Here is a 24001-nt window from a genome sequence, read left to right on the forward strand (position 1 = left end):
TCCAGTGATCGAACGTTGCGTCCCCTGGCCTCGCTGGGCAGTATCGCCGTCCCGGTGATGTCGGCCCACATCACGTATGAGGCGCGGTCAAGTCCTGTGGTCACGCGTCGGATCCGCGGTACACACCTTGTGACGTGTAACCAGCCAGCAACTCACCCGCCGGCCGCAGCGCAACCACCTGGAATCGGGAGGTCGGCGGGGCAACGATCCGCTGCTCCCCCAGCACCCAAGTGATCGCCTGCCGTCGCTCGGGATCAGCAAGTATGGGGCGCCCGTATCCGTGATCGACACCGTAGTGCCTCCGGGAACCGGGGTTTGATCCCGCGCGATGCCCTGACGACGTCATGTAACGATGCGTAACGGGAGGCTGATGACAGAGAGGGTTCCCTATCGGCAAACGCCTTAACGGCAGGCGAGTCGGGAGGTAACGTGCTTCTTCACTAGATCCGAAGATCGCAGAATACGGGCGGAATGGACGTCTTCAAGGTTCATGAGCAGCTGATCGCCGATTATGCAGCCTTCACCTCGGGGTTCACCGAGATCGAAGACGAGAGGATCAAGGAGCACGTACGGAGGAGGCTCGCCGAGGGCGACCAGTGGCCGGACCCGTATCTGTCACTGAACCCGAACTTCGCGCCCGGCGGCTCCGTGACGGATCTCATCAAACGTGACCTGCTCACTATGGAGTGTGAGCGGATTTTCCGAGTCGGTAAGGATGACTCCTCACAGGGCCACGTGCTGAACCTGCACCGTCACCAGCGCGAAGCTGTGGAGATCGCCCGGACCGGCGCGAGCTACGTGCTCACCACCGGTACCGGGTCGGGCAAGAGCCTCAGCTACATCGTCCCGATTGTGGACTGGGTGCTACGGCAGAAGGAGCGCGGCGCCTACCGGCCTGGTGTTAAGGCGATCATCGTGTATCCGATGAACGCCCTGGCCAACAGCCAGGTGCACGAGCTCGACAAGTTCCTAAAAGAGGGGTATGGCCCTGGCTGTGAGCCGGTGACGTTCCGCCGCTACACCGGCCAGGAGAAGGAGCACGAGCGGCGGCAGATCCTCGCCGATCCCCCGGACATCCTCCTGACCAACTACGTCATGCTCGATTTGGTCCTGACCCGGCCTTATGAACGGGACCACCTGATCACCGCGGCGCGTGGCCTGCGCTGGCTGGTGCTCGACGAGTTGCACACCTACCGCGGCCGGCAGGGCGCGGATGTCGCGATGCTGGTCCGCCGGGTACGGGATGCCTGCGAGGCTGACGAGATCCAGTGCGTCGGCACATCGGCGACGATGACGACCGAGGGCGGCGAGCAGCACCGCCGCACGAAGGTGGCCGAGACGGCGACCCGGCTGTTCGGCATGCCGGTCGCACGTGCGCACGTCATCGGCGAGACGTTGGAGCGTGCCACCACGGCCGATCCGGGTTCCGTCACCGGTCTCAAGATTCCCGAGCAGGACTATGACAGCTTCGTCGCCGATCCGCTGGCCGCGTGGGTGGAAGCTCAGTTCGGCGTGGTCGCCGATCCGGTCACTGGCACCCTGACACGCCCACCCCGGCCCCGCACGGTCCGCGAGGCAGCCCACGATCTGGCCACGCTCACTGGACACACACCGGAGGAGTGCGCGGCGGCGATCCAGGAGACGCTGAAGCGGGGCGCGGCGATCGACAATCCGCGGACTCAAAGGCCGGTGTTCGCGTTTCGGCTGCATCAGTTCCTGTCCAAGGGCGACGACGTCCACCTGAGCATCGAGCCGGAGGACGTCCGGTACATCACCAGCCGCTACCAGACGGTGGTCCCCAAGCCGGGCAAGGAAGATCACATCCTGATCCCGGCGTCGTTCTGCCGGGAGTGCGGTCAGGAATACCTGACCGTGCGGCGGATCGACGACAAGGGGACCACCCGGTTCACCTCGCGCCGCGACATCGATTCCAGCGGCGAGGAGCTGAACGGCTACCTCTATATCTCCAGCGATTTCCCGTGGCCGGACACCACGAGGATCGCCATAGACGATCAACGAGTGCCGGAGTCGTGGCTGGAGACCTCCGGCGACGGCTCCCCCGGCATCATCGCGGCCAAGCGGAAGTATCTCCCCGAGATCGTGCATGTCGCCCCCGACGGCCACCTGAGGGAGGACGGCACTCGCGCCGCCTACATCGCCGCGCCGTTCATGTTCTGTCTGGCGTGCCGTACGTCGTATGAGCAGGTTCGCGGCAACGACTTCGCGAAGCTGGGGTCGCTCGCGGTGGAAGGCCGCAGCTCGGCCACCAGCGTGATCAGCTCGACCGTGGTCCGCACCTTGCGCGAAGACGTGGAGCTGGGGAAATCCCAGCGGAAGCTGCTGGCCTTCACTGACAACCGGCAGGACGCCAGCCTGCAGGCCGGTCATTTCAATGACTTCGTGCAGGTCGTCCAGCTGCGTGGCGCCCTGTATCGGGCGCTTCAGGCGGCTCCGGAGGGACTTACGCACGAGGTGATCGCCCAGAAGGTGACAGAGGCCCTGAACCTTGAGTTCGCCGATTTCGCGCAGAACCCCGAGGCCAGGTTCACCGCGGAGCGCAACACGTGGAAGGCGCTGCGCCAGCTCATCAACTACCGGCTGTACCTGGATCTGGAGCGCGGCTGGCGGATCACGATGCCCAACCTCGAGCAGACCGGGCTGCTCAAGGTCGACTACCTGGATCTGCCGGACATCGCCGCAGCCCAGGATCTGTGGGACGGTGCGCACTACGCACTGCGCGACGACCGGCCCGGACTGCGCGAGGAGCTTCTACGGACCCTGCTGGATGAGCTGCGCCGCGTTCTGGCCATCGACGCGGACTGCCTGACCGAGCCGGGCTTCATGCAGATCAAGGAGGAGAGCCGTCACTACCTCAAGGATCCGTGGGCGATGGAGCAGACCGAGAACGTGGTCTACGCCGCGGTCGCATACCCGCGCGCCGGTCGGCACGGTGGCATGCGGTCCACCCGCGACCTGCACCTGACCGGCTTCGGCGCCTACGGCAAGTACCTGCTGCGCGAGCACACGGGCCTCGCGCGGGATGACGCGCACGCGATGATCCGCGACATGCTGGCGATCCTCGAACGCTGCGGCATCCTGACCATGGAGCGGGACGGCTACCAGCTCAAGGCATCGTCGGTCATCTGGCGGCTGGGCGACGGCAGGTCCGGCGCCGAGGACCGCATCCGCAAGCACGTCGCGGCCGACACGGGCCCGCGGGTCAATCCGTTCTTCCAGCGTCTGTACCGGGAGAAGGCCGCCAATCTGGCCGGGTTGCAGGCGCGTGAGCACACCGCGCAGGTCATGAACGAGCTGCGGACCATCCGTGAGGAGCAGTTCCGCGAGGGTGACCTCCAGGTGCTGTACTGCTCGCCCACGATGGAGCTGGGTATCGACATCGCCGGCCTGAACGCGGTCGGAATGCGCAACGTTCCGCTGACCCCTGCCAACTACGCGCAGCGTGCGGGCCGTGCGGGCCGGTCGGGACAGCCGGCATTGGTTGTCACTTACTGCGCCACCGGCAACGCCCACGACCAGTACTACTTCCGCCACCGCGACCAGATGGTGGGCGGCTCGGTGGCCGCGCCCCGGCTCGACCTCACCAACGAGGATCTGATCCGCTCCCACGTGCACGCGATCTGGCTGGCCGAGACCGGGCTGCCACTCGACAGCTCGATCAGCGGGATCCTCGACGTCGACGTACCCGGCTTCCCCTTGTTACCGAGGGCGCGCATGGCGGTGGCCGGCACGCACGCCCAACAACGGGCCGGTGAGCGGACGCGCGCGGTACTGGCGGAACGGGCCAGTGAGTTACAGGTCACCTCGTGGTGGCACGACGACTGGATCGACCGGACCGTCCACGACGCCCCGAAGGAGTTCGACGCGGCCTTCGACCGCTGGCGTGAGCTCTACCGTACGGCCCAGGCCGAACGGGAGGAGCAGCACCGCATCATCGGTGACCATTCCACCGGCAAGAAGGATCGCGACATCGCGACCGCGCGACGCCGAGAAGCCGAGAACCAGCTCAAGCTGCTGCGTAACGAGGACTCAGCGGACTTCCAGACCGACTTCTACTCTTACCGGTACCTGGCCTCGGAAGGATTCCTGCCCGGTTATTCCTTCCCTCGCCTGCCGCTACGCGCCTACATCGCCGCCCGCAAGGGCAAGACCACCGAGGTCGAATTCATCCACCGGCCACGGTTCATCGCGATCCGCGAGTTCGGCCCGGACGCGCTCATCTACCACGAGGGGTCGCGCTACCAGGTCAAGGAGGTCCAGCTCGCACCGAACGAACAGGGCGGCGGCGGGCTGGACACCAAGTCGGCGCGGCGTTGCGAGTTCTGCGGCTACCTGCACGACTCGGTCGTCGGCATCGACGTGTGCGAATCCTGCGGCGGACGCCTCGGCAAGACCATGCATCGGCTGCTGCGGCTGCAGACCGTGAAGACGATCCGTCGCGACCGGATCTCCTCCGATGAGGAAGAGCGGCGCCGCGCCGGATACGACCTGATCACCTCCTATCGGTTCAATGATCACGGCGTGCGTCCCGGGCGCCTCGACGCAACAGCTGTACGGGGCAGCGCGGTCTTGCAACTGCAGTACGGGGACACCGCAACGGTGCGGGTCACCAACATGGGACGCAAGCGGAACACCGGTGACGGGTTCTGGATCAACGTCCAGACCGGCCGATGGTTATCGGAGAAGGACGCGCTGACGCCCGATCCCAGTCCCATCGATGACGCCAGCCGGGTCGAGGCCAAACAGCAGGTCATCCCGTACGTCGAGGATCGCCGGAACATCCTGGTGACTCGCATGACCTCGCCCGTGAGCGACGAAGCCGCGATCAGCTTCATGTACGCGCTGGAGCGCGGGATCGAGGCGGAGTTCCAGCTCGAAGACAGCGAACTGACCAGCGAGCTGCTGCCCGATGAGGCGCACCGGGGCCGGGCGTTGTTCATCGAGAGCTCCGAGGGCGGCGCGGGCGTGTTACGCCGACTGGTCATGGAGGACGACGCCCTCGCCAAGGCCGCCCGCCGGGCATTACAGATCGCCCACTTCGACCCCGACACCGGAGAGGACACCGGAGGCGCGATCAATGGGGAGCGATGCGCCAAGGCCTGCTACGACTGCCTGCTGTCGTTCGGCAATCAGGGCAGGCACGAGCAGATCGACCGGCATCTGACCCGTGATCTGCTGCTGGCGCTCGCCCAGGCCCGCGTCCCGGAACCTCCGACGACGGGGGCACAGGACATATGGGAACCGGTTCGCTTCGACGCCGAGCCCAACGATCCGCTGCACGCGTTCGTGTGCTGGCTGGAGGAATGGGAGTACCGCGCCCCGGACACCCTCAACGCCGAGGTGAACGGCGCACGGCCCGAAATGGTCTACAACACCCCGACCGGGCCGGTCGCGGTGTTCGTCGACGGCCACGGTAACGCCGCCGGTCCCGGCCGCGACGAGGACGCGGAAGACGAGCTCCGCGATCTAGGGTGGAGTGTCGTACGAGTCCCCTACGGTGGGGACTTCTCCCAGATCGTCAAAAAATACCCGAGTGTCTTCGGTACAAGCCGAAGGGAGCAGCGGTGACCCCCCGCACCGTCTACAGTCCTGGATCTCTGGTCCGCGCCCGTGGCCGCGACTGGGTCGTGCTGCCCGAGACCACCCCGGGATTCTTGGTCGCCCGACCACTGGGCGGTGGCGACGACGAGATCGCCGGCATCCTGACCGACCTCGAGACCGTCACCCCGGCCACGTTCCCGCCTCCGGATGCGGACGACGCCGGCAATTCGGTGAGCGCCGGGTTGTTGCGTACGGCGCTGCGCGTCGGGTTCCGCGCGACTGCCGGTCCGTTCCGATCCTTGGCCGGCCTTGCGGTCGAACCGCGGCCGTACCAACTGGTGCCGCTGCTGATGGCGCTACGCCAGCAGACCGTGCGGCTGCTCATCGCCGACGACGTCGGCATCGGCAAGACCATCGAGGCGTCCCTGATCGCCGCCGAACTGCTCGCCCAGGGCACCGCCACCGGCCTGACCGTGCTGTGCAGCCCTGCGCTCGCCGAGCAGTGGCAGCAGGAACTCGCCGAGAAGTTCAGGATCGACGCCGAGCTGGTCCTGCCAAGCACGGTCAAACGATTACACAAGAACGCCGTCCTGGCCGACGACGAGTCGATCTTCCATTACTACCGGCACACGGTCGTCTCCACGGACTTCATCAAATCGCCGGCACGGATGAAGGAGTTCATCCAATCGTGCCCCGACCTGGTGATCGTGGACGAGGCACATACGTGCGTGGCGGACGGCTCGACGGGCGGCGGCCGCACCCAGCGTTATGACCTTATCCGTGAGCTGGCCGGCAAGGCCGACCGCCACCTGCTGCTGGTCACCGCCACCCCGCACAGCGGCAAGGACGAGGGCTTCCGCAACCTGATCGGCCTGCTCGACCCCGCCCTGCCCGGCCTGGACCTCAACGACGCGAAGGGTCGCGACGAACTGGCCCGCTACATGGTGCAGCGCCGACGCGGCGACATCCGGAAATACCTGGATGAAGAGACCAAGTTCCCGTCCGACCGGGAGACTCACGAGGAGCGTTACTACCTCACCGACGACTACCGCAAGCTGTTCCGTCAGGTCCTCGCCTACGCCAAGGAGACAATCCGCGGCGCATCTCGCGACCAGGTGCGCCAGAGGGTGCGCTACTGGTCGGTGCTGGCGTTGCTGCGGGCGCTGGCCTCCTCTCCACAGGCCGCGGCCGCCACCTTGCAGACCCGGGCTAAGAGTGTGGGATCCGAGACCACGGAAGAGGCCGACCGGCTCGGCCGCGCCACCGTCCTGGACATGGCCGAGGACGAGGCCTCCGAGTCGGTCGATGTCCTCCCCGGCGCCGATGATCTCAAGGACGACGACCATACCGAACGAGCCCGTCTGCTGCGTTTCGCCAAGCAGGCGGGCGCACTGGCCGGGAAGGGTGACTCCAAACTCACCAAGGTCAAAGACGTGGTCCAGGGGCTGCTTGCCGACGGCTACGACCCCATCGTGTTCTGTCGGTTCATCGACACCGCCGAATACGTCGCCGAACACCTCCGAACGGCGCTCGGCACCGCGGCGCACGTCGGCTGCGTCACCGGCATGCTCCCACCCAGCGAGCGAGAGGCCCGCATCGGCGAGCTCAGCGCGACGGAGGGCCGCCACGTCTTGGTCGCCACCGACTGCCTGTCAGAAGGCGTCAACCTGCAGGACGCCTTCCAGGCCGTCGTCCACTACGACCTGGCGTGGAACCCCACCCGCCATGAGCAACGCGAAGGCCGCGTCGACCGGTTCGGACAGCCCGCCGACAAGGTCCGCGCGGTCACCATCATCGGCGCGGACAACCTGATCGACGAGATCGTCATGCGTGTCCTCATCCGCAAGCATGAGGAGATCCGTAAGAGCCTGGGCGTCAGCGTCCCGGTACCGAATTCCTCCAACCAGGTCGTCGAAGCCCTGATGGAGGAGCTGCTGACTTCGGGCGGCGAGACCTGGCAACAGCTTCCCCTCGACGGGTTGGGCGCGGGCGACCTGCACGCCGAGTGGGAGAGCTCTGCCGCCAAGGAACGGGCGTCCCGCACCAAGTTCGCCCAGGTCGGCATCAAGCCGGACGAAGTCGCCCGAGAACTGGCCGAGATCCGCGCCAGCCTCGGCTCCTCCGGCGAAATCGAGACGTTCACGCGCGAGGCCCTTGACGCGCTCGGCTCGTCCCTGACGAACCAGGAGTACGGCTTCACAGCGGTCACCGCGACCCTGCCGAACGGCCTGCGCGACACCCTCCCGCCCGGACAGGCTCAGCCTCTGCCGTTCCACCGTGCCCTCCCGGTACCGCGCCGTCACGCTCACCTCGACCGCACCGACCCGTCCATCGGCGCGATCGCCCGCTATGTGCTGGACGCAGCGCTGGACCGTACGATCCCCTGGCCCACCTCTGAACGGCCGAGCCGCTTCGGGGTCATGCGCACCCATGCCGTGCAGCGCCGTACGACGCTGCTGCTTACCCGGTTCCGGATGCACCTGGAACTCTCCGTGAAGGACGGCAAGAAACCCCTCGTCGCGGAGGAAGCGCGCGTGCTTGCCTTCCGCGGCAAACCGGACCACCCCGGATGGCTGTCACAGGACGAAGTCGAGGCGCTGCTGGTGGCCCAGCCCGACGGCAACGTCGCTCCTGACTTCGCCCGCGACGACCTTGACCGGCTGCTCGCCCTCGAAACCCGCCAGCAGCCTGACGGCCTCGAGCAGACCAAGCCTCGGCTGATGTGGCACCTGGAACCCGCCCTGGATGCCGAAGCAGAGGCGCTGGCCGAACGGCTGCGCGACTCGCATGCCCGGGTACGGGCCGCCGCCCGGCAGAGCGGAAGCAGCAAGATCACCGTTACTGCGAACAAGCCTGCCGACCTGCTCGGCGTCTACATCTACCTCCCGGCCGTCCCCGGAGTCACCTCGTGAGAGAGCGAAGCGAACGAACCACCGAGCACAGTGCCCCGCTCATGCCGATCCGAGTCGAAGGCGAGGACAGCGTATGAGCCGCTCACCGTTCCCTTCCGTCCGTACGGCCGGAGGGCTGCTCCCGGCCGACCTGTTCAACAGGGTCCTTGAAGCCAAATCCGGAGAGAGCGCGCTGCCCGGCCGCGAGCCGGAAACATACGGACTGCTCCCGCATGAGAACGTCCGCGAGGCCGCCGCCCGCGCCTTCGACTACCTAAACGGCGCCTGGCAAGCGTTCACCAAAGAAAGAGAGAAGGCCGCCCAGGAGGGCCGGGCACCACGTACCCGCGACCGGTGGCTCATCCCGCTGTTACGCCAGCTCGACTACGGCCACCTGACCCCTGCTGCCGGCCTCACGATCGACGGCGTCTCCTATCCCGTCAGCCACCGCTGGGAGCACGTCCCTATCCACCTGCTCGGCTGGAACGTCGACCTCGACCACCGCACCCCGCGCATCACCGCACAGGCGCCGCAGTCGATGGTGCAGGAGCTGCTGAACCGCAGCGATGACCACCTGTGGGCGATCCTGTCCAACGGCAGCAAGCTGCGGCTGCTGCGCGACTCCCGCTCGCTGGCCGGGTCGGCGTTCGTCGAGTTCGACCTTGAGCTGATCTTCTCCGAGCAGCTGTTCGCCGACTTCGTCCTGCTGTTTCGCCTCGCCCACGCGTCCCGCTTCGCCATACCCGCCGACAAGACCCCTGCCGACTGCTGGCTGGAGCGCTGGCGGTCCGACGCCGTCCAGGTCGGCGAACGTGCCCTGGCCCGGCTACGCAAGGGCGTTGAAGAGGCCATCAACACCCTCGGCACAGGCCTTCTCAGGCACGCCTCCAACGACCGGCTGCGCAGACAGCTCGAAGGTCGGACGTCGTTACCGGACTCCGTCCAGGCGACCGGGGATAAGGGGAGGCCAGGCAGGCTCGGTCGGCTCAGCAAGGAGGACTACAACCGGGCGATCCTGCGCCTTGTCTACCGGCTGCTGTTCTGGTTCGTGGCCGAGGACCGCGACGTCCTGCTGATCCCGGTCCCGGAGGACCCGGCCCATGCCGGCGAACGCAAGCAAATCCTGGCCGCACGTGACCGTTACACCCGGTACTTCTCGGCACAGCGACTGCGCGACCGTGCCATCCGAGGCGGCACCGATCACCACGACGACCTCTGGGAGACCGTGCAACTCGTGCTGCGAGGGCTCGGCGAGGAGGACGGCCGCCCCGAACTGGCGATCCCCGGCCTCGGTGGCCTGTTCGAGCGCATCACGCGACTGGACGACGAGACAGTCCTGGAATCAAGCCGACCAGACGAACTGGACGCGCCGCTGGAGGACATGCGGATCGAGAACGGATACCTGCTCAAGGCCATTCGCTATCTGGCCGTCGTGGACTCCCAATCCCAGCGCCGGCCGGTCAACTTCCGCGAGCTCGACTCGGAGGAGTTGGGCAGCGTCTACGAGTGGCTGCTCGAGTTCCACGTCGACCTCGACGCCGCCGCGCGCACGTTTACTCTGCTGAAAGCGGACGGCAGCGACCGGAAGAACACCGGCTCCTACTACACACCCTCATCACTGACTGAAGCACTGCTCGACACCGCGCTCGACCCCGTGCTGGACGAAGCCGCGAGCGGCGCCGACACGGTTGAGGCCAAGGTCGAAGCCCTGCTGGATGTCACGGTCTGCGACCCGGCCTGCGGTTCGGGTCACTTCCTCGTCGCGGCCGCTCGCCGGATCGCCCGACGTGTCGCGCAGATCCGCTCCGGCGAGGACGAACCTTCCCCCGATCTCGCACGGCGAGCGATGCGTGAGGTCGTGTCGCGGTGCATCTACGGTGTGGATCTCAACGAGATGGCCGCCGAACTGGCCAAGGTGTCGCTGTGGATCGAGTCGGTTGAACCCGGTAAGCCTTTGGCGTTCCTCGACACCAACATCCGCGTCGGCAACGCCCTACTCGGCACCACGCCAGCCCTGATCGAGAGAGGCATCCCCAAGGAGGCGTTCAAGCCGATTGAAGGCGACGACCGAATGGTCGCCTCGGCCGTGGCCAAGGAGAGCGCGACCCAGCAGGACCAACGATCCCACGGCCTTGTCCAGGACAGCCTGTTCGACGAGACCAATCTCGACCGTTCCAACTCGAAGATCGCAACAAACACCCGTGAAATCGTCACCGCCTTACCCAACGAGCTCACCGGAGCCGTTGTGCAACGGCGCAGGCTGCGCTTGATCGACACCGATCGCCGATCGGCCAAGCGTGTCGCCGATGCCTGGTGCGCCGCATTCGTACAAGCGCTCACCCCCGAGACCCGCCTGTCCGCGATCACTCAATCTGCCCTGGACTGGATCGGTGGCGAAGAGTACGACGAGCGCCAACGCCGGATCGCCAGCCGGGTCGACGACCTCAGCAAGGACTACCGGTTCTTCCACTGGCACGTGGAGTTCCCGCACCTGTTCCAGGTATCGCAAGACGGCCGGGAGGATCCGCGTACCGGCTGGAACGGCGGCTTCACTTGCGTCATCGGCAACCCGCCCTGGGAGCGGGTAAAGATTCAGGAGAAGGAGTTCTTCGCCTCGCGCAGCGAAGAGATCGCGGGCGCCAAGAACGCTGCCGCCCGTAAGAGGGCCATCGCCACGCTCAAGGACAGCGAAGAGGAGGCCGACCGTAACCTCTACGCCGCGTTCGCTAACGAACTGCGGCAAGCGGACGGCACCACACTGCTTCTGCGAGACTCCGGCCGCTATCCACTGACCGGCCGGGGCGACATCAACACCTACGCCGTGTTTGCCGAGACCGGCAGGATGATCACCTCCCCGCACGGCCGGGTCGGGATGGTCCTGCCCACCGGCATCGCGACCGATGCCACCACCCAGTTCTTCTTCAAGGACATGGTGGAGACCAAGACGCTCGCCTCACTGTATGACTTCGAGAACGAGGAAAAGGTCTTTCCTAACGTTCATAACCAGTTCCGGTTCTGCCTATGGAGCGCATCGGGCCGCCTCGCCCCTCAGCAGCGGATCGCCCTGGCGTTCCGGGCCCGACAAGTCCCACAGATCGCCGAACGCCGGTTCACGCTGACGCCCGAGGACATCATCCGGCTGAACCCGAACACCGGCACCCTCCCGGTCTTCGACTTCAAGCGCAACGCCGACATCACGATTGGCATCTACCGTCGCATCCCCGTCCTCTGGCAAGAGTCCGCCAGCAGCGGAGAAGGGATCAACCCTTGGGGTCTCTCTTTCCTTCGCATGCTGGACATGGCAAACGACTCCGGCCTGTTCCGGCCCAGCGCCGCCGACAACGAGACCTTCCAGGACATGCTCGACGCCGGCTGGGAACCTACGGGCAACATTCTTGTTCGCGACGGTGAACGGCTGCTGCCGCTGTACGAAGCGAAGATGTTGCACCACTTCGATGACCGGTTCAGCACCTACAAAGGCGCGACTCAGGCGCAACTTAACAAAGGCACCCTCCCCCGTTCCACACCGGAGGACAAGGACAACCCGGCCTATGCTACGACTCCGTCGTACTGGGTGCCCGAGAGGGAGGTCACAGCTCGGCTCCGCCCTGTTGAAGGGTCACGTGGTAATCGCCGAGTCCTCCAGTGGGACCGCGACTGGCTGCTCGGCTGGCGCGACATCTGCCGCAGCTCCGACACCCGCACAGTGATCAGCACGGCGATCCCACGTGCCGCGGTGGGCGACAAGTTCCTCCTGGCGCTCCCTCAGAGAAGTGGCCTCCTCCTCCAGGCCAACCTGTCGTCATTCGTGCTCGACTTCTGTGCCCGGCAGAAGGTCTCCGGCACGTCCTTGAAGTATTTCATCTTTAAGCAGCTTCCCGTATTGCCGCCTTCGGCGTACGAGAAGGACTGCTCGTGGGACAGCGGTGAGCAACTGGACAACTGGGTGCGAGCGCGAGCGCTGGAGTTGGCGTACACCTCGTACGGCATGGCGGCGTTCGCCCACGATCACGGCGACGACGGTCCGCCGTACCGCTGGGATGAGGAGCGGCGATTCTGGCTTCGGGCCGAACTCGACGCGGCCTACTTTCATCTCTACGGGGTGCCCCGGGACGACGTCGACTACATTATGGACACTTTCCGGGCGTTCCGGAACGTCAATCCTGACCTGTTCGCGCGCACCAAGAAGTCGATCGTTGAGATTTACGATGCCATGAGCGACGCGATCGCCGAGCAGAAACCGTACCGGACTGTCCTTGCCCCTCCACCAGGCCACGGTCCCCGTCACCCCGCACGGACTGACAACCGGACTGACAACTGAACAGAAGGGCGTCACAGTGTCGACCTACGCCGAACGCATCGCGCCGCTCATCCGCTCAGCTCTGGAGGTGCTGCGTGACACGGACCGACCGCTGACCCGTCAGGAAGTGATGGACGAGGTCGAGCGCCGTGTCGATATCCCTCCCGGATTGGCTGTCGTCGACTCGGGCGGCCGCGTCCGCTGGCGAGTGCAGCTAGGATTTCGCACCAGCGAGGCTGGGGTCATCGGATGGCTGACCAAGCGGGGCGCCTGGTCGATCACAGAGATGGGCATTCAGGCGCTGGATGACTTTCCCGGCGTTGAACTGTACGAGGAACTGATGCGTGAGTATCGCGCTCGGCGGCCGACATCTCGTCAGCGGTACTCGGACAGGAGTTGGTTGATCATTGCGGAAGCGATGGCACGACTTGAACCGGGCACTTGGACCACCCTTGAGGAGCTGAGGAAATTAGCTGACCCCGACATCAGGTCGAGGGTCGGCCGATTCTTCGATGAGCACCCGTCCTCAACCTCCCACCGAGTGCTTTCCGACCAGGGAGAAATTCCACTACATTTTTCGTGGGCGCGGCCCAACCGGACCGACGACCCGCGAGAGGTACTGGAGCGCGAAGGACTGGAATTCGACTCAGAAGGCCGTGCGAATCGTACTCAGCTGGTTACCGCTGATGATTTCCGCGAGATTCTGGCCGAGGTGGTGCAGGTACCTCCCGTGCAGCGGGCATGGCTGGTCCGTGGATCGTCGGTCGACGGGCGTGATTTGGTGCCGGTGTGGCTGCACAAGGAATCCGCTTCGCTGGCCGCGTCAAGCCTGCGGGAGATTGCCGTCCCGATCAGCCGGAATGAACTGAAGACGATCGTCGAAGACGACTACCAGCACAAGTCGTATGCGGTCCGGGAGGCGAAGCTCGCCGAGTTCGACGCGTTCTGCAACCGGATGCGGCCCGGCGACTACGTGCTCACCACCACGCAGGGCAAGGCATACGTCGGGCGGATCACCGGAGACGCCGTTTATGTGGCCTCCTCGGACAAGCGCTCCAATATCCGCCGTCCAGTGGAGTGGCTGAACGCTACCCGGCCAGTGCCATTCGCGAACCTGCCACAGCCGCTCCCGGCCAAACTGCACGGCCAGTCCGACGTGGTCGAGCTGACCGATGACATCGCGGCGATCGAGGAGCTGCTGACCGCCCTCGACATCGACCTCGGCGAAACCACGTCCGAACCACCCCGGGAACTGCTGGCCTTCCCCGCAATCGGGCAGGACCTGGCCGGCGAGATTCTGATCGACCGGGAGCAGCTCCAGCAATTAGCCGACCTACTGTGGGAGAACAAGCAGCTCATCCTGTACGGCCCGCCCGGCACCGGTAAGACGTTCGTTGCCCGCAAGCTGGCCGGGGAGCTCGCCGAGCCAAGCGCGGTCAAGCTGGTGCAGTTCCACCCGTCCTACACCTACGAGGACTTCTTCGAAGGCTTTCGTCCTGTGCAACAGGCGGACGGGCAACTGGCCTTCGAGCTGCGTCCGGGACCGTTCCGACAGCTCGTCGAAGCGGCCCGGCAGCACCCGTCCGACCCGTACATCCTCATCATCGACGAGATCAACCGCGCGAACCTGGCCAAGGTGTTCGGCGAGTTGTACTTTCTGCTCGAATACCGCGACGACGCGATCGGGTTGCTGTACTCGGCCGAAGCGGACTTCACGCTGCCACCGAACGTGTTCGTCATCGGCACCATGAACACCACCGACCGGTCGATCGCGCTGGTGGACGCGGCGATGCGCCGCCGGTTCCGGTTCGTCGAACTCCACCCGGGCCTGGATCCAATCAAGGGTCTGCTCGGCCGCTGGCTGGAGAATCTACGCAAAACCGACGAGCTTGCCGTGCACAATTTGGACGCCCCCGATGTGCTCGACGCCCTCAACGCACGCATCGAGGACCATGACCTGGCGATCGGTCCGTCGTACCTGATGAAATCCGGCGTTTACCGGCGAGAGAACGGCCTAGCGGTCGTCTGGGAGACTGCGATCCTGCCGTTGCTCGCCGAGCATCACTACGGCAGCCCGCCCAACGTCCTGGATCGCTACCGCCTTCCTACTCTCCGCCGAGCGCTGGCCGTACCAGAATGAATCGGGTAGAGGTCGCCGAGACCGGCCAAATCCTGGTGCGGCTCGCGCCTGAGCAGGGTCGTCGGCTCGCCGGCTCCGGTGTCGTGGAGGCGCGGCTCTCGCCGTACGAGACGGATCTGTGGGAGATCACCCCGCGCGGCAAGGTGGGCGTCGCCCTCGTCGGGGACGTCGAGGTGTGGGTGATCCCGAAGTTGGCGATCGACCGGCTGCTGTTCCTGGTCGGGTACACAGCTGACCCGAAAGGGTGGCGCGACGAAACGGTTCTCCTTGACGTCCGGACAGGACTGATCCCCGCCGTGGCACAGGCGCTATGGCGGCAGACCGAACGAGTCCTTCGGCAAGGGCTGCTGCAGGGGTACCGGACTGTTGAGGAGTCCTCGTACGTGCTCCGCGGGCGGCTCCGCGAGGGCGACCAGCTGCGGTGGCACCACGGACGGGTCATCCCGATAGAGATCCGGCACGACGACTTCACCGTCGACATTCCCGAAAACCAGATCCTGCTGGCGGCCATCACGCGCCTGCTGACCGTGCCACGGGTGGACGGCGAGTCTCGGCGGCGGTTGGCCGCGCTGCGGAGGAGGCTGGCGGAGGTGACCAGCCTGGTCCGCGGCACCAAGCTGCCAGCCTGGCAGCCATCACGATTGAACACCCGCTATCACACCGCGCTACGGCTGTCGGAGATCGTGTGGCGGGCGACGTCCCCCGAGCACTCCCCCGGAGCGGTGGCCGCCAACGGATTCCTCTTCGACCTCCCGAAGATCTTCGAGGACTTCGTGACCGTGGCGGTCTCGGAGGAGTTACACGCCCAGTACGGCGGAGCGGCCTACCCGCAGTACGAGTGTCACCTGGACGAGGCGCTGGCCGTGCGGATGCGGCCCGACCTGGTGTGGGAGATGCATGGCCGCCCTCAGGCAGTAGCCGACGCCAAATACAAGCAGGAGAAGCCGGGCGGGTACCCGGACGCGGACCTGTACCAGATGCTGGCCTACTGTACGGCGCTGCGGCTGCCGCGCGGGCATCTGATCTACGCGAAGGGAAACGTACATGCAGCCACGCATGTCGTGCAGCATGCGGGGATAGAGATCGTTTGTCACGCGCTCGACCTCACCGAACCACCGGAGGTGATCCTGTCACAGGTGAGTCGTATTGTCGCTGAACTGGCAGCGAATCCTCAGGCGACGCGGAGGGAGGTTCGAATGGCTGGCAAAGCCAGCCTCCCTGCGTGACAGCTCGGCAAACTGCAGCGCAATGTGCACAAGACGGAGGATGCTCCACTCCGATCATCTTCGTCCGCGCCTGTGGTGGATCGGTTCCCGACTTACCCAAGCGAATCGCGAAGAGGGGCCTGTCGGGCACATCCGCTGCTGTCTCAGGGGCTTTAGTGCGGGAACGTCGACGCTCCCCTCAGGGCAGATACTCATCGGCCAGGGAGGGCAGATGGAGTGGTAGAGGAAGGGTTGAGGAGATATCGGTGTGCAGGGAGGCGCGGCGAAGTGCTTGGGTGTAGGCGACCCAGGCGTGGCGGTCGTCTCCGGGCTGGAGGAAAGCGGTGACGACCTCGACTGGGTTGGGGTTGCTGCCTTGTTTGAGGGCGTTTCTGGTTTGGTCGGGATCGAGCTTGGTGACCGTGAGGGGAGTCTGCATCTGGTCGGATCTGGGGTTCACGGCGTAGAAGACATGATCGTTGAACGGGTATACGCCGCTGGTCCGGCCGTACGCCTCTTCCTTGACTCCGAGCCCTCGCGGGACCTCTTCCTGGCTGTCGCGTTCACGGATGCGGATAACGCGAAGGCCGGGGCATTTCACGGGCGTGAGGTGCTCGACGCTGTCGTCCACGGGGTCCTGGCCGGGTAGGACGAGGCGGTCGGGGGTGAGGTGCTGGTCTTGGAGCCAGTCCCAACCGCGGGTGCGGAAGGTGCTGGTCCGGATGAAGACGGCACGGTCGTGGGTGGCCAGGTCGATGCCAAGTGCTGCGGTGAGGAACTCGGCGATCCGGATCCGGAAGTTGCCGCCCTTCGGCCGGGGTAGCCTTCCTTGGCCAGCGGTCAGGGCGAGGGGCAGATCGGCGTAGGGCAGTTCCTCGGTTCCGTCGTTGGTGGCGAGTTGGGCGGTCGCGGTGCCGTCGTTAGTGATGCGGACGACGATGGGAATGTCGGCGCCGTTGTGGGTCTCGAGCCAGATGCCGATCAGTTCGAAGTCACCGGTGATTCCGGGTGGGGCAGGGAGCACGCCGACGCGTCCGAGGGATCGCAGTGCGTCCTGGACCGATGCGGTGGCGCGGTGAATGTCGCCCAGAGTGAACTGCGTGCCCGGGAGAGTCTTCTTGACCACCTTGGCGCCGGGCTTCGGAATGTAGTGGTTGATGGGGTGAATGCACTGCAGGCGCCGGTTCAGCGGCGGAAATGCCTGCTTGAGAGTGCTGTAGGGGTCGTCCTTATTGATCGCCTCGAAGTAGGCCGGGGTGCGGATCTCGACGATGGCCGCGCGGCGATCGGCGCTTCTACCGATCATTCGTTCGATGTGCCTGATCCGGTGGGCCGCCTGGTCTCCTTGCTTCTCGCCTTTAGCGGGCCGGGGGATGCCTGCGGCAATGTCGTGCTGGTCGCGGATTTCCACTGTGAGATTGCATGGACCGCTGTAGCTGCGGACCTCGATGACCTCACCATCCTCTGCGCTTCGGGTAGCTGAAGTTGTTTCGTTGTAGCCGAGTTCTTGCGTGATCGCGGCGAGGATGGCCTGTCTGGTGACCGGTGACTCCGTCCACAACTCGAGCGTGTAGGGCGCATGGGCGTCTGCGGCGGGACGGAAGAGCCGAGGAACAGGGGTCTTGGCTTCTCTGAGGTCGGGCACCGCCACGATTCCCAGTGGCTCGAGGATCTCCCTCATGCTGGTGTGGAGGTCGTAGTGGTCGATGGGCAGGAACCCTGTTTTGGCCGCGTGCAGCACCGACTTCACTGTCTTATCGTCGGCCTCTTCATCGTTGGGAGCGCTGAGCTTGGTGCCGGTGGAGTAGAGAACGTAGGCGGAAACCGGCCGACCGACATAGGCGGCAGGGGCGATGACGACGTCGTGCGGGTCGGGGAAGTCGTGGTGGGTGAGGCGGGCCAGGGCGTGGGCGAGTCCGGGGTTCCAAGCCCACCGGTAGCCCTCGTCGAAGCGGCGCCGCCCGATGCTGGCGCTCACGAGGGTGGGCTGTTCGGCCGCCCGAAGGTAGCCGCTACCTGCGAGGAGCCAGAGCGTCATGCTTGGCGACTTACCTCCTCTCGCGGGCACGTATCGGACGGGTTGCAGAGGGAAGCGGACAGTACTGAGTTCGGCATGGACGCGGGCTCGGCCGTGAGTCGGCACGGTCTCCACATGGAAGTCGATCTTTGGGGCCCACAGACCGGCTCCGAGCTTGGGATCGTCGATGCGCTCGGGCGGCCACCAGATGGCAGAGCGGCGGCCAGAGTTGTCGACCGGGCCGAGGATGAACGGCCGGTGTCCTCCGCGGATCTGCATCCCCACGGCTGCGACGAGCCCGGCGAGATAGCCGGGCAGCATTCGGAAGACGGCCGGATCGGGTTTGGCAGTGCCGTTCGGGTGGGTCCGGCCGGCGAGAAGGTCGAGTTCGGTCGGCTGCCAATCGAGTTCTTCATCGTTGAGCAGGTCGAACCAGTCCAGGTCCGGCCGGTCGGGCGTGACGCGCGTCGACGCCCAGACAGCGACGGCGGTGCGGACGACCTGCCTGTCGACGCGGGCGTGGCTGATGAGCCAGTGCTCGTCGTCGACCTTGCTGGCCACGTGGATGATGTTGGGGTCGAGGGTGTCCAGGAGCTCGACGAGTGACCAGGTGGGCAGCTTGCGGTCATCTCCATAAGGGGCCTGGCTCCTGATCCGACGCAGCCACAGTTTCGGGAACCTTGCCGTTAGGCAGGTCACCGGTAGCGACGCTCCGGGTGCAATTTCATGAGCGATGAGTCGGAGATGGTCGTAACGCGGCATCAGTGCCCCATGTCTCGGTTGCGGAACAGGTCGCCGAGCAGGCCCCACACGGCCTCAGCGATGGCGTGGTCACGGATCTTCTCCGTAGATGCACTGTTCGCGGGCTCTGCCAGCAGTCGGGACAAGTGCTGGTCGGCTGCCACGATCAGGCTGGTTTTGTGCGTGTCTGGTGCCCGCTCGTCCGGATCGGCGTATCGGGGAGCGAATGCCGCGTCGGTAAGGATCACGTGCGTGGGCTGGTGGCCACGGATGCTGCGTCCGATGGTCTGGCCCATCGGGACGAGGGCGTTGGCGACGAAGGCGGGCCGCTCGGTCCGATCGTCCAGCCGACGGAAGAACACTGGACGGCTCATCAGGTTGTACCAGTCGGCGCGCGCCTTGTTGCCCAGTTTCTTGGCCGCTTCCGCGATCGACGACAGGGGCATCGTTGACGAGGCCCCGGCGGGGTCCATGAGGTAGGCCATGGCCCGCTGGTTGATAAGGGAGAGCGGAAACTTGGGGTCGGTGGGCGGCGGGTGAATACGCGCCAGGTAGAACACCGCTCCGAGGGCGGCGGTGCGGTTGGCGTTGAGGATGTTGTATCCACGTTGGATCGCCATCTCCGCAGCGACGAGGATGTCGTCTCCGGACTCCGGGAACATTGTGATCATGCGGCGGTGGAGGCCGTACTGGCCGGGGTCGTTGGCGTCCGGGGTCACGTTGCGGGCGCGGTAGGGAGTTCTCAGGTTGATGTGCTCGGCCACCAGTTTCGCTTCGGCTCCGCTGAGCACGACGAACAGGACCTGCTTGCGGTTGTCGTCAAGGTCGGCCCGCACTTGCTCCAGCAGGCTGACAACTGCTCCGGGCCGGGGCAGGCAGATCCCGCTGACGAGCTGCCGGAGGGCATCATTGCGCTCCGCCCCCTGCCGCCCGGACACCGCGATGGACTTCTTGCCGTCCGGGCGCAGAATTTTCCGGAACCAGAGCTTGCTCTGTGCCAACGCGCGCCGGTCCTCCGGGGGTTCCCGCAGGACCGCCGACGGAGGGATCGGGATGTGATAGAACGATGAGCCCGGCGCCCAGCTGGTGGCCGAGGTGAGAATGACGTGCGGCCCCTGGACACCCTCGGGTTCCAGGAGGTCGTGCATGTGGTGCAGGAGCCACCGGCCGACGCCGCGGATCCACATGATTCTTAACGCGCCGGTGTTCCCCAGCCGATTGGGCAGCCATTGCAGCGCGAGCAGGTTCCCCATGGGTGCTTCGGGGATCAGCGGTTGGTAGTCGCGGGGAGGCTGCTGCCGCCAGAAAGTGTCCTCATCGTCAAGATGCAGGGGTTCGGCCACCGCCGGGTAGAGCGTCGACATCTCGAAGAACGAGGTGGTGATGCGGCTCGCCCAGAATCCCGCATGGAAGAGCATCGTGAGCATGGCAAGATTGGCCCGAACATGAGCTTGATGTCCCGGCGGAGCGTGTTCCACCAACCAGCCGCTGATCGCCTTGTCGATGGCGTCTTCGTCGGGTATGTCGGCTTGCAGCGCGATGACCATCTGAGCGACCTGCTCGGGAACCTCGGTCAGGACCCCTTCAGTAAAGATTTCCAAGTGCTGGCGGAAGAAGTCATCGGCAGCGTCCTCGATCGCGGCGTTGTCGTCCATGCGCTTCAGCGGCAGCCCGTGCATGATTCGAGCAACCTGCAGCAGCAGCGAGAACCCGGTGAACGGCGCCTTACCTATCACCTCGTACAGGCTTTCGTCGTTCAGGACGAGCTCGTACAACTTGTCGATGGCACGCTGGTGGATCCGATCGTAGTCGTTGAACCGGATCACGTTGCGGTCTCGGAGCTGGAGCCGGCCGATCCGGTCAAAGCCGTTCACCTTGCTGATCGTGGTCCGGTCGGTCCAGCCTTCACCGGGGGCGACGAGGGTCTCGTACTGCACGAACCGGTCGTCGAGGTCCTGCTGTACGTTGTCCGCCTCGTCGATGATGATCAGGTCGCTGTGGTGCTGGGAGGCTTCCAGCCACCGCATTTTCGCCTCAGACGGCTCGGCCCGGCTGGCGACAAGACCGGGGGCGGTCGTCACCCACACCTGCGCGTGAGCCACTCGCTGCTCGGTCTCCTGATGGGGACAGACGGCCAGCAGCGGGCAGTCGTGAACCTTGTTTTCCCCATCGGTGGAGCGCAGGGTGTTCCGGCAGGGGAAGTCCTCGGGGGAGAGCGGTGCCCACTCGGGATGATTCGTCTCGCGCAGCGGGTCGAGCAGGCAGATCGCGTTGACGAAGTCGGCTGCGGGATCATCGTCAGCGGGGAAGACAGTGGTCGAGGTTGCCAGCGTCGACCGCCAGTAGCGTGCCGCGTGTTCAGTGCGGCTGTTCTTGCCGACCAGCGGCACAGCATCGATCCCCACGCTTCGTAGGAACGACACCTTGGCGTAGACGTCGGTGACCGACCCGACCACCAGGGTGACGTGGTAACCCTTCTCGACCCGGTCCCCGGTGATCAGATCGGCCAGCGTGGACTTGCCGCTGTTCATCAGCCCGACGAAGTGCTCGACTCCGTCGATGTCGAAGGTCTCGGGCATCTCGATGAGTTTGCCGGTCTCGTCGTCGACCGCACAGAAGACGATCTTCTCCAGGCGGTCGACCCAGTTCCGGTTCGTGATCTCCGGCTTGCCTGCGAGCGCGCCATCGAAGCGCGTGGCGACCGGTGCCAGATCCTCCTCGAAACTGATTCGCCAAGCGTGGCGCTCCCGATGCTGCCGTAGCGTTAAGGCAGGAGGAGGCGGCAGTACGTCGACGTCCTCGGGGATGCGGACGCGTTCCTCGACCTTGTCGCGCCTCAAAAAGGTGTAGAGCTTGCCCGGCTCAGCTTGCGACCGCACGGATTCGAGTGCGTAGGGCACTGGATCAGCCAGCGCCGCCTCATAGTAGGCGAACCGCTGCGGGCACACCGACGAGCGGTGCGGGACGAAACAGGTCTTGTCGTTGATCTTCCGGGTCGGGTCATCCATGCGGTCAAAACCGCGGACCTCGACAGGCAGCCGACGATAGAGATCGAGGGACAGCCGCCAGTACCCTCGCCGGCCCATGTCGCCCATCCGGTGCCTGAGCCTGCGCACTACCGGTTGAAGCTCAGGCCTCACGACCACATAGCCGGACAGGATCGGCCACAGCGCACCGATCGGCTCGCCTTCAAAATGACGGTGCAAGAAATGTAGGCCGAGTTCGAGCGCCACCAAGTCACGTGCCGCCAGACGCCCTTCCGGGATAACGCCGCTGGCCTTCAGCTCGTCCACCAACTCGCGGTGCCACGAGGAATGATCCCTCACCGCCCCGTCACCTCCTCAGCTCTGGCGACAACACTGGCGACGAAGGCGTCCTCGCTGACCACCGAGACGTCCGACGCCCTCCCCTGCAGTTCAGCTGTCAGGTCGGCTACATAACCCGGCTGATCGGCGCGGTGTTTGGGCAGCACGAGGAAACGCCTGTCGCATGGCGGGTCGGGCCGCCACGAGAATCCAAGCCCCAAGAGGCCTGGGCTCACCTGATCCTTGGCGTCCGCGCCCCACACCTCGATCACATCGAGTCCGGACAGGAACGACACCCGGATGTCGTAGGCATCCAGGCCCGGCCACTCCTCGACCCTGATGGTCCCTTCCGTCGATATCTCTGCGAGCCGGTCCAGAACTCTGGCCTCGACCAGTCCGGGATCGTGGAAGAATCTCCTGGTCGCTCGGTGCTGGACGTAGTAGCCGCCTACCGATTCGATGACGAGATCCGCTGGATGGCCAGAGCAGCCGACGGTGCCACAGCCATCCACACCCTGCTGCGTCGGGTTACCGCACCTGTCGCAGACAGCGATCTTCACTCTGCCCGGGGCCGCCCGATGCACGTAAGCCGCCTGGATAAAGCGCTGCAGGACCGGCTGTCCGTTGCCTCCGCATTTGGGAAACCGGCCGGTGAGCCGTCGTACCTGCGCTTCGCTTAAGATCGGGTTGTCGATGAGGAGCCGACGCAGTTCGCAGTAGTGGGTTTGGACTTCGGCCTCGTCCCTCGCGTTCAATTCCGCGACGAGCATCAGCTCCCGGAACACCAGGTTCTCAATCAGCTCAGCCTCGACATCCCGGACCGACAGCCGTGCCGCCTGCTCCGCCATCGGCGTCAACTCGTCGCCGTCCAGCAAGCTCTGCTCGATATCGGCCACTGACAGGCGGAGCCTGATCGGCCACTCGCTGAACGGCTTCCGGCACAGCTCGAAAAGCTTCAGATCGTTTTGCGGCGGGATCTCTCCCGCGGTACGGAAGCGCCACCACAACCGCGTCATTCCCGACCGCCACGGCACTGGCAGCAGTCCCTGGTCCGCCGATGTGCGGGTCAGATACTCACCGGCATCCATACGACGTCGATCGTCCCTGATCCTCGCGAGCCCTGCCGCCAACAGCATCACGGTGATGTAGTCACCGTCTTCCTGTCGGAACGACAGCCCTTCGGCCCAGCCAACCGCACTCAATGCAGCCAACTGGACAACGTCAGTGTCCTTCGGCTCAGGCAGGATCACCGCGACACCTCCGTCACGACGAACATGAAGTGCAACACCGATCGATCACCATGCGGCGGGGCATGATGGTTAGTGCTAAGCAGTTCATCCATGGCTGCGAAACCTTGGTGGTGAGCCACCTTCTCAGGCGGACAGTCCGAACTTGCCCAACCTTCCCTCAGGCGCCCGATGTTGCTCTCGGTACGCTCTCGGCTGGGTTGCGTGACCAAGGTACGCTCCTCTACAGACATTTTCAGGTTGTCGGGGAAGAAGGGCAGCGTCTTCGGCTGCCACCGGCTCTCAAGGTCCGTACGAGCATGTAGCCCATCCGATGGCGCTGGCGGGCGGAGTCACCAGGCCTGTGCGTCCATCACCTCGGGCGCCGAGCCGTGCCCTCCCGGGCGGTGGTGGTGTGGCGCCGGCCTGGCGCAGGGCAACCCTTGCTCTCGCTGCGCTCTTTTCGGACGGGGAGAACACGAGCAGCGCAAGGCCCGCTCCCTACTGTTCGTCGCCACCACCCGCGCCCGCGACGCCCTGACGGTGAGCTGGCACGGCAAGCCCAGCCCATACCTTCCGATCTGAAGCGGGGCCACCTCCGGGGTCACACGCTACGT

The 24001-nt window shown here is 65.4% G+C and carries 8 protein-coding genes; 5 read left to right on the forward strand and 3 right to left on the reverse strand.

Annotated elements, in window-relative coordinates; translation table 11 throughout:
• The first annotated feature begins 471 nt into the window (after positions 1–471).
• From IEY93_RS12520 to IEY93_RS12540, 5 genes are all read left to right on the forward strand, one after another.
• A complete protein-coding gene (locus IEY93_RS12520) occupies positions 472–5586 on the forward strand; it encodes a DEAD/DEAH box helicase family protein (RefSeq protein ID WP_189163189.1) in 5115 nt (1704 codons plus the stop codon).
• A gap of 59 nt (positions 5587–5645) precedes the next feature.
• Positions 5646–8471, forward strand: a complete 2826-nt coding sequence (locus IEY93_RS12525) for a DUF8741 domain-containing protein (RefSeq protein ID WP_229691079.1) — start codon at positions 5646–5648, stop codon at positions 8469–8471.
• 73 nt (positions 8472–8544) lie between these two features.
• Complete coding sequence (locus IEY93_RS12530; protein WP_189163190.1) at positions 8545–12771, forward strand: Eco57I restriction-modification methylase domain-containing protein; 4227 nt, start codon at positions 8545–8547, stop codon at positions 12769–12771.
• A 16-nt stretch (positions 12772–12787) separates the two neighbouring features.
• Positions 12788–14890: an McrB family protein gene (locus IEY93_RS12535; RefSeq protein ID WP_189163191.1), complete on the forward strand. Its 2103-nt coding sequence runs from the start codon at positions 12788–12790 to the stop codon at positions 14888–14890.
• On the forward strand, positions 14887–16116 hold the full coding sequence (locus IEY93_RS12540) for an McrC family protein (protein ID WP_189163192.1): 1230 nt from the start codon (positions 14887–14889) through the stop codon (positions 16114–16116). The genes IEY93_RS12535 and IEY93_RS12540 overlap by 4 nt, the downstream gene beginning before the upstream one ends.
• Before the next feature lie 178 nt (positions 16117–16294).
• Here IEY93_RS12540 and IEY93_RS12545 read toward each other — a convergent pair whose 3' ends face one another.
• The 3 genes from IEY93_RS12545 to IEY93_RS12555 are packed head-to-tail and all read right to left on the reverse strand — an operon-like array spanning position 16295 to position 23408.
• Positions 16295–18874, reverse strand: a complete 2580-nt coding sequence (locus IEY93_RS12545; protein WP_189163193.1) for a pPIWI_RE module domain-containing protein — start codon at positions 18872–18874, stop codon at positions 16295–16297.
• Positions 18874–22146, reverse strand: coding sequence for a pPIWI_RE_Z domain-containing protein (locus IEY93_RS12550; RefSeq protein ID WP_189163194.1), 3273 nt, complete (start codon positions 22144–22146; stop codon positions 18874–18876). Before IEY93_RS12550 ends, IEY93_RS12545 begins: the two co-directional genes overlap by 1 nt.
• Before the next feature lie 29 nt (positions 22147–22175).
• Positions 22176–23408, reverse strand: coding sequence for a restriction endonuclease-related protein (locus IEY93_RS12555; RefSeq protein WP_189163195.1), 1233 nt, complete (start codon positions 23406–23408; stop codon positions 22176–22178).
• Between the last annotated feature and the right edge of the window lie 593 nt (positions 23409–24001).

This window comes from Sphaerisporangium melleum (genome assembly GCF_014646695.1).
Taxonomy (GTDB): Bacteria; Actinomycetota; Actinomycetes; order Streptosporangiales; family Streptosporangiaceae; genus Sphaerisporangium; species Sphaerisporangium melleum.

What these genes read in the sequence shown, in the direction of transcription:
- IEY93_RS12520 (WP_189163189.1), top strand. Translation starts at nt 472, where the DNA reads ATGGACGTCTTCAAGGTTCATGAGCAGCTGATCGCCGATTATGCAGCC.
- IEY93_RS12530 (WP_189163190.1), top strand. Translation starts at nt 8,545, where the DNA reads ATGAGCCGCTCACCGTTCCCTTCCGTCCGTACGGCCGGAGGGCTGCTC.
- IEY93_RS12540 (WP_189163192.1), top strand. Translation starts at nt 14,887, where the DNA reads ATGAATCGGGTAGAGGTCGCCGAGACCGGCCAAATCCTGGTGCGGCTC.
- IEY93_RS12545 (WP_189163193.1), bottom strand. Translation starts at nt 18,874, where the DNA reads ATGCCGCGTTACGACCATCTCCGACTCATCGCTCATGAAATTGCACCC.